We start from the raw sequence: 7,192 nt of genomic DNA on the forward strand, positions 1-7,192 counted from the left end.
CGCCGTCTGGGGAAGACATGCCGTACCTGCTGGGCATCGATATCGGAACCACCTCGACCCTCGCCGCCACGGTGCGGCCGGGCGGTGGCGGGACGGACCTGGAGGTCCCGCAGCTCCTCCGGCTGGGGGCCCGGGGCGCCGCCGTGCCGTCGGTGCTTTTCCTCGGCGAGGACGGTGAGGTGCTGGTCGGCGAGGCCGCCGAGCGGCGCATCCTCTCCCACCCCGAGCGCGTCGTCCGCGAGGTCAAGCGCCGGGTGGGGGACACGGTCCCCCTCCGGCTGGGGGACGTCTCGGTCACGCCGCAGGACCTCCTGGCCACCCAGGCCCGGTGGGTGGTCGACCGGGCCACGGAGCGCGAGGGCGAGGCCCCCGCCGCGGTGGCTCTGGCCGTCCCGGCGACCTGGGGCGCCTACCGCACCGGACTCGTCCGCGAGGCCCTGGCCGGGGTCGGCCTCGCCGACGTGACCCTGGTGGGCGAGCCCTGCGCCGCGGCCCGCCACTACCTCGCCCAGCAGCGGATCCGCGACGGCGCCGTCGTCGCGGTCTACGACTTCGGCGGCGGAACCTTCGACGCCGCCGTCGTGCGCAGGACGGGGCCGGGGGCCTGCGAGATCCTCGGCGAGCCCCAGGGCCTCGAGCGGCTCGGTGGGGCCGACCTCGACGATCTCGTGCTCGGCCACGTCGCCGCGGCGGTGGGCACGGGCCTGACGGATCTCGACCCCGCCGCGCCGGGGGCGCTGTCCGCCCTGGCACGGCTGCGGCGGGAGTGCACCGAGGCGAAGGAGGCGCTCTCGGCCGACGCCGAGACGGACGTCCCGGTGCTCCTGCCCGACCTGCAGACCCAGGTCCGGATCGTGCGCGCCGAGCTCGAGGAGCTCATCGCCCCGGCCGTCCAGGAGACCGCGGTGGTGCTCGCGGCGGCGCTGGAGTCGGCGAAGGTCGCACCGGCGGACCTCGAGGCGATCCTCCTGGTCGGGGGTTCCTCGCGCATCCCCCTGGTCGCGCAGGTCCTCTCGGCGCAGTTCGGCCGTCCGATCGCGATCGACACCGACCCGCAGGCATCCGTGGCGTTCGGGGCCGCGCTGTCCGCCGCCGGCGACGCCGTCGCACCGCCCGCGATCGTCACGCCCGCCGGCATCCCCCGCGACACGGTGGACGCGGCGACGCCGGACGAGGCGCCGCCGAGGCTCGTCTCCGCCGGATCGGCCTTCGTGCCGGAGCCGGCGTCCCGGCCCAACCGCCGGGTCACGGGAGCCAGGGTCGCAGCCGTGGCCGCCGCGGTCCTCGGCATCACCGTCATCACCTCGGTGGCCGGGGAGGGACCGACGGTGATCGACGCGGGGCGGAGCACCCTCTCGGACGTCGTCGCCAAGCTCGGTGACTCCGTGCGGCCCGAGCCGCCGGCGGCGGCCGCCGCCGAGCAGCCGGCCGCGCCCGCCCAGGCCGCCCCGATGGCGACCGACGCGGGGGTCTTCGCGGGGCGGAGGGCGGAGGCCGAGGCGGTCTCGACCGTCCGTCCGGCGAAGGAGGCGTCGCCGTCGTCCACGCGGTCAGAGGACGGGACGACGACGGAGCCGGGCGCCACGACGACGGGCGGGAAGGGCGGCGGCGGCACGCCGTCGCAGGACGCGAAGCCCGGGACGACGGCGCCGACGAGGCCCGGTACCCCGAGCTCGTCCCCGACCTCGCCCTCGAGCCCGAGCCCCTCGCCGACCACGGACCTGCCGACGACGCCGTCGCCCGAGCCGACGACGCCGTCGCCCGAGCCGACCACGCCGTCGCCCGAGCCGACGACGCCGTCGCCCGAGCCGACCACGCCGTCGCCCGAGCCCACCACGCCCGAGCCGCCGGCGACCCAGGAGCCCTCGCCGGAGCCGACGACGCCCTCGCCCGAGCCGACGACGCAGGAACCGACGGTCGAGCCGACGTCCCAGGCGCCCACGGTCGAGCCGACGACGCAGGCGCCCGTGCCGCCGGCCACCCCGGACCCGGTGCCGTCGCCGACCTCGACGCTGGCAGAACCGACGGAGCCGCCGCTGGTCACGCCCACCGCTATCGAGCCGACCGCCGGCGAGACCCTGTCACCGACCGTGGCTGGTGGCTGATGATCGGTCAGCGTCCGGTCGCGCTCCGCGACATCCGGGGCACCGCGGCGGCGGCCCTGTACGAGGAGATCACCGGCGGGCCGCCGGCCAGGCGGGCGGCGACGCTGATCGGCGTCGGCGGCTCCGGCAAGTCGGCGCTCCTGGCAGACCTCGCGGACGCGTACCGCAGCACCGGGGTCGAGACCCGCCTCGTCCGGTCCGAGCTCGACCTGAAGAACCTGTCCGGGTTCCGGGCGGTGCTGATCGACGACGCGCACACCCTGCCCGAGCCGGCGTACGAGCACGTCCTGCGGCACTGGAACGAGCACGACGGCGATCTGGTCGTCGCGTACCGGCCGTGGCCGGTGGCGCCGGGGCTTCGACGGCTCGTCTCCGCGCTCGGCGAGCAGCGTCCGCCCGTGGTGCTCGGTCCGCTCGGCCCGGCGGAGATCCTGACCTACGCGGGGCGCAGCCTGCGTGGCCAGGTGCAGATGGAGGAGGTCGAGAAGATCCTGGCCGCCACCGGTGGGATGGCGTGGCTCGTCAACCGCATGGTCGGCGCGATGCGCAGCACCGGTCTCGGGGCCGATGACGTGCTCGGCTCCGTCTCGCTGCAGGTGGGGCACGAGATCGAGCACCTCGACGCCGGGCTCCGCGATCTCCTGCTCGCCTCCGCCGTCGGCTTCGACCTCTCCGGCGACGCGGTCCCGCCCGTCCTGGAGGGCCCTCCGGCGGAGGGGGACGCGATCGTGTCGGAGGCGGTGGCCTGCGGGCTGATGATGCACGACGGCACGATCGTGCCGCTCGTGCGCGCCGGGCTGCTGGCCGTGACGCCCGCGTACCGGGTCCGGCCGCTGCAGCGGGCCCTGGTCGACACGCTGCTCGCGGGTGGCCACTCGCTCAACGACGTCGCCCGGGAGCTGGCACGGACCGGCCTGCGGCACCCGCATGTGGCGCGCGCGCTGGAGTCGACGGCGGACGACGCCCTGGCCGTGGAGCCGGAGCTGGCGGCGGAACTGTACGAGGAGGCGACCGCGGCCGGCGCGGACACGCTGGCCACCGCGGCACGCCGAGCACAGTCGGCCGCCCAGGCGAGAGATCTGGACCGTGCCGGGGCCATCGTCGAGGAGCTGCTCGGTCACGAGAACCCGCCCGACCTGGTGCGCGCCGTCGACGTCGGGGCGTCCGTCTGGGCGCAGCGGGGCATGCTCTCTCGCGGGGCCGACCTGTACCGCTGGGCCGGTGCGGAGCGGCTCGGTGCCTCGGCGCCCCTCGCGGCCGTCGCGATGCTGGGGTCCGGGGACGCCGAGGGGGCCGAGCGCATGCTGGCGGCGGGTGCCCGTCACGGCTCACCGACCTCGCTCGCCGTCACCAGTGCACTCATGGCTGACGGCCTGTGGGAGTCGCTGCAGGGTCAGTCGACCCGGGCGCTGTGGATGCTCGTGCGCGCCTCCGACACCTTCTCCGCCAACGGGGCGGCAGCGCCGGTGCCCGAGCTGCCCGCGATCATCGCTGCCCTGGTGGCGGTCAACACCGGTGAGCTCGCCGTGGCGGAGTCGGTGGTCGAGGACGCCCTGCGCGGCCATCAGGGGGGTCCGGCAGCCGCGCCCCGGCTCCAGCTCATGCGCGCGTGGGTGGCGATGCTGCGCGATCGGCCCGACGACGCCCGCGCCGCGCTGCAGGAGGCTGACGGCAACCTCGTGCCCCGGGACGAGATGTTCCGGACCGCGCTCGAGGTAGGGCTCGCGCGCCGGTCGGACGACGCGGCCGGGCTCGTACGTGCCTGGGCGAGGGCCCGGGCCTCGCTCCTGCACTTCCCTGTCGACCTCTTCAGCCTCCTGCCGCTCGGCGAGCTGCTCATGGCGGCGGCGCGGCTGCACGAGGAGACACGGCTTGACCCGCACCTCGCCGACGCGTGGCAGCTGCTCGAGCGGCTGGGCCAGCCGTCGGTGTGGGCCGCGCCCCTGCACTGGTGCGGCGTCCAGGCGGCGATCCTCACCGGTCAGCCCGCGAGCCTGGCTCCGCACGCCCGCGGACTGGTGACCGCAGCCGCGACCAACCCGTACGCCGCGGCACTCGCGGCCGCGGGCCGTGCCTGGGTGCGGGTGCTCAGCTCCGACGTCGACGTCACCGCGGTGGAGCGCGCCGCCGAGGGGCTCTCCGCCGTCGGCCTGACCTGGGACGGTGCCCGGCTCGCAGGTCATGCGGCCGCACGGGCGCCGGACCGGGCGGACATGGCGAGGTTGCTCGCCTGCGCCCGCGATCTGCACCCCTCCGCGGCGGCACGTCAGCCTGAGGACACCACCACGCCGTCGGGAATCCCGGTCGGGGTGGTGGACGAGACGGGTCTCAGCGCGCGCGAGCAGGAGGTCGCCCGGCTGGTGCTGGCCGGCAAGACCTACAGGGAGATCGGGGAGACGATCTTCATCTCGCCGCGCACCGCCGAGCACCACATCGCGAGGATTCGTCGTCGCCTCGGTGTGGAGACGCGGGGGGAGATGCTCACCCGTCTCCGGGCCATGCTGGGGGAATGAGACCCTTCTCGGGGCCTTGGCCGGGGAGTGAATCTGCTTCGGGTGGAGCTCGCCAACGGGGATCGTGGGCGGTCCGGACGTGTTGTTCAACGAGCGGCTGGCGGTCGCTTTCCGTGGCTCGTGGCTCGTGGCTCGTGGCTCGTGGCTCGTGGCTCGTGGCTCGCGCTCGCCGCTGCTGGCCGGCCGGCCGCTGGCGCTGGCGGCAAGGCGGGGCCGGTTGCTTCCGGCGCCTGCAGAACCACGCCTTCGGAGCGGGTCATCCCTGAGGACGTCGGAGGTGCGACGCCGGCACCGACCTTCGTGCGTGAGCGAACTCGCTGGTCAGCGACGGGCGATGCCCGATGTCAGTGGTCGAACATACGATCGATCCATGAGCAGAGGCGGGGTGCGCGGTGCGGGTGGGTGGTGCTGCCCGGAGGACGGGCGGCACGGCCCATGCCGGCATCTGCGTGCTTTCGCCGCTGAGCAGAGGGCGGCGGAGCGGCTGGCGCGGGCGCACGAGCTCTCGAGCGCGGGGCTGCAGGGTCTTGGTGTGCTGCTGGAGGCGGGCGACCCGTGGGCGCAGGGGGTGCTGGAGGAGCTGCTGGGCCCGGACGACGAGGCCCCGCGCGCCCCCGGGGCGGACACGGAGGGGTCCGCAGTCCTGGCCGGGCTGGCGCCGGCGGGGTTCACCCGGACGAGCGCGCTGCCGGCCGAGGAGTCTGCCGCCGGCGAGCTCGATGCTGCCGCCGTTTCCTCTGCCGGCTCCGACGACCCAGTCGGCACCGCCGCGGGCGTGGTGGTGACCGCGGACGCCGTCGCCGACTCCGATGCCGGCGCCGCCACCGTCGAGGCCGTCACCGACGCCGACGCCGGGGCCGCCGAGGCGGCTGATGACGGTGCGGGGGCGCCGGATCCTGAGGGGTTTGTGGGTGGTGGTCCGGCGTGGTCGCGGGCGTTGCGGCGGCGGGTGTTGGAGGTCTTCGACCCGGTGGTGGCGGGGGAGGGTGCGGCGTCGCTGGGGGTCGGGGTGGGGGTGCTGGCGGGGATGCGTGGGGGTGCGGACCTGGCGGCGGTGCTGACCGGCACGGAGGTGTCGAGGCTGGGGCGGGTCGCGGGGATCGAGGTCCTGGCGGCGCACCGGCGGGTCCAGGCGTGGGCGGCGGGGCGGGTGGCGCTGGCGGCGGCCGGGCTGGCGGAGACCGCGACGTTCTTCGACCATCCGCGCCTGGCCGGGCCGGTGGACGTCACGGGGGAGGAGATCGCGATGCGGCTGGCGGTCTCGCGGCAGGAGGCCCGCACGCTGGTCCGGGTCGGGCAGGGCCTGACGCGGCGGTTCCGGGACACCGCGGCGGCGCTGGAGGCGGGGGTGGTCGACTATGCCAAGGCGGCGGCGATCGTGACCACGCTGCAGGGGTCGCCGGTGCAGGTCGCGGTGCAGGTCGAGGCGCGGGTGCTGGAGGAGGCGGACGGGCGCACGGTGGCGCAGGTGCGTCGGGACCTGGCCCGGGCGCTGGTGGAGGTCGACCCGCAGGACGCGCAGGAGCGGCGGGTGCGGGCGCGGGCGCGGCGGCACGTGAACCACACCCGGGTGCTCCCCGACGGGATGGGGTCGATCTACGCGGTGCTGCCGGCCGAGGACTGTGTCCAGGTCGATCTGACCCTGGACGCGATCGCGCACGGGGCGAAGAACGACGGCGACGCCCGCACGATCGACCAGCTGCGCGCCGACGCCCTGCTGGCCCTGACCCACGCCGCCCTGATCACCGGCACCACCGGCACCACCGGCCCACCCCAGACCCCGAGCAACGCCGACACCGGCACCGGCACCGGCGTGCCCGACGTGTCCGACGTGAACGACGCGAGCCGCACACGAACACGGACCGTGGACAGCTCCCCGACAGACGGCCCACCGCCGGACGGCCCGCCCGCGCCCTCGGACGACGGCACCCCCGGCACGCCACCGGATGGTCCGCGGGCGGACACCGGGAGCGGTGCGGACTCCCGCGCAGCGTCTGCCTCCCCACCACGGGTCGTGCCGCCCGGTGCGGTGCCGGGCGCGGCTCCGCCGGGGGTCCCGGTGGGGGTGGAGTTCCCGCCGCTGCACCAGCTGCTGCTGCGCTCGTGCGAGCGCTTCACCGTTCCCGACATCCGCGTCCACGTCACCGTGCCGCTGGCCACCACCCTCCCGCCCGAACCCCCGGGCGGGTCAGAGGGCACAGCCCTGCCCACCACCGCCATTGACGACACCGGAACCGGCACCTGCACCGGCGCCGACGGGTCTGCCTCGACCGGCGGGTCGGCCTCGACCGTCGGCGCCGAGGGGACGGCCTCTACCGGCAGCGGAACCGGAGCCGGTGCCGGCGGCGCCGAGGGCGGTGCCGGGCGCACCGATGCCGACACCGACGACGCCGACACCGGCGAGGGCGGCGGGGAGGTGGGCGAGGAGGCCGTTCCGGCGGCGTACCTGGAGGGGTACGGGCCCATCACCCCGGACCTGGCCCGGGCCCTGGCCGCGGGCGGGACCTGGCGGCGCCTGGTCACCGACCCCGTCACCGGGACCGTGACCCACCTCGGCCGGTCCGTCTACCGGCC

Annotated in this window: 3 protein-coding genes; all 3 read left to right on the top strand. The window is 76.2% G+C overall.

Annotated elements, in window-relative coordinates; translation table 11 throughout:
- Positions 1-17 precede the first annotated feature (17 nt).
- The gene (locus tag ABD774_RS15840) at positions 18-2,105 is read left to right on the top strand and encodes an Hsp70 family protein (protein ID WP_345043177.1); all 2,088 of its coding nucleotides are present in this window, start codon (positions 18-20) and stop codon (positions 2,103-2,105) included.
- Entirely contained in the window at positions 2,105-4,618 is a 2,514-nt protein-coding gene (locus tag ABD774_RS15845; RefSeq protein WP_345043179.1) for a LuxR C-terminal-related transcriptional regulator, read from the top strand. The genes ABD774_RS15840 and ABD774_RS15845 overlap by 1 nt, the downstream gene beginning before the upstream one ends.
- 370 nt (positions 4,619-4,988) lie before the next feature.
- On the top strand, positions 4,989-7,192 hold a 2,204-nt coding region (locus ABD774_RS15850; protein ID WP_345043182.1), incomplete at its 3' end, for a DUF222 domain-containing protein.

The organism is Georgenia daeguensis, assembly GCF_039537705.1.
GTDB lineage: Bacteria > Actinomycetota > Actinomycetes > Actinomycetales > Actinomycetaceae > Georgenia > Georgenia daeguensis.

Bases quoted from the DNA above. Each gene is read 5' to 3' on its own strand.
- ABD774_RS15845 (WP_345043179.1), top strand. From the start codon at position 2,105: ATGATCGGTCAGCGTCCGGTCGCGCTCCGCGACATCCGGGGCACCGCG.
- ABD774_RS15840 (WP_345043177.1), top strand. From the start codon at position 18: ATGCCGTACCTGCTGGGCATCGATATCGGAACCACCTCGACCCTCGCC.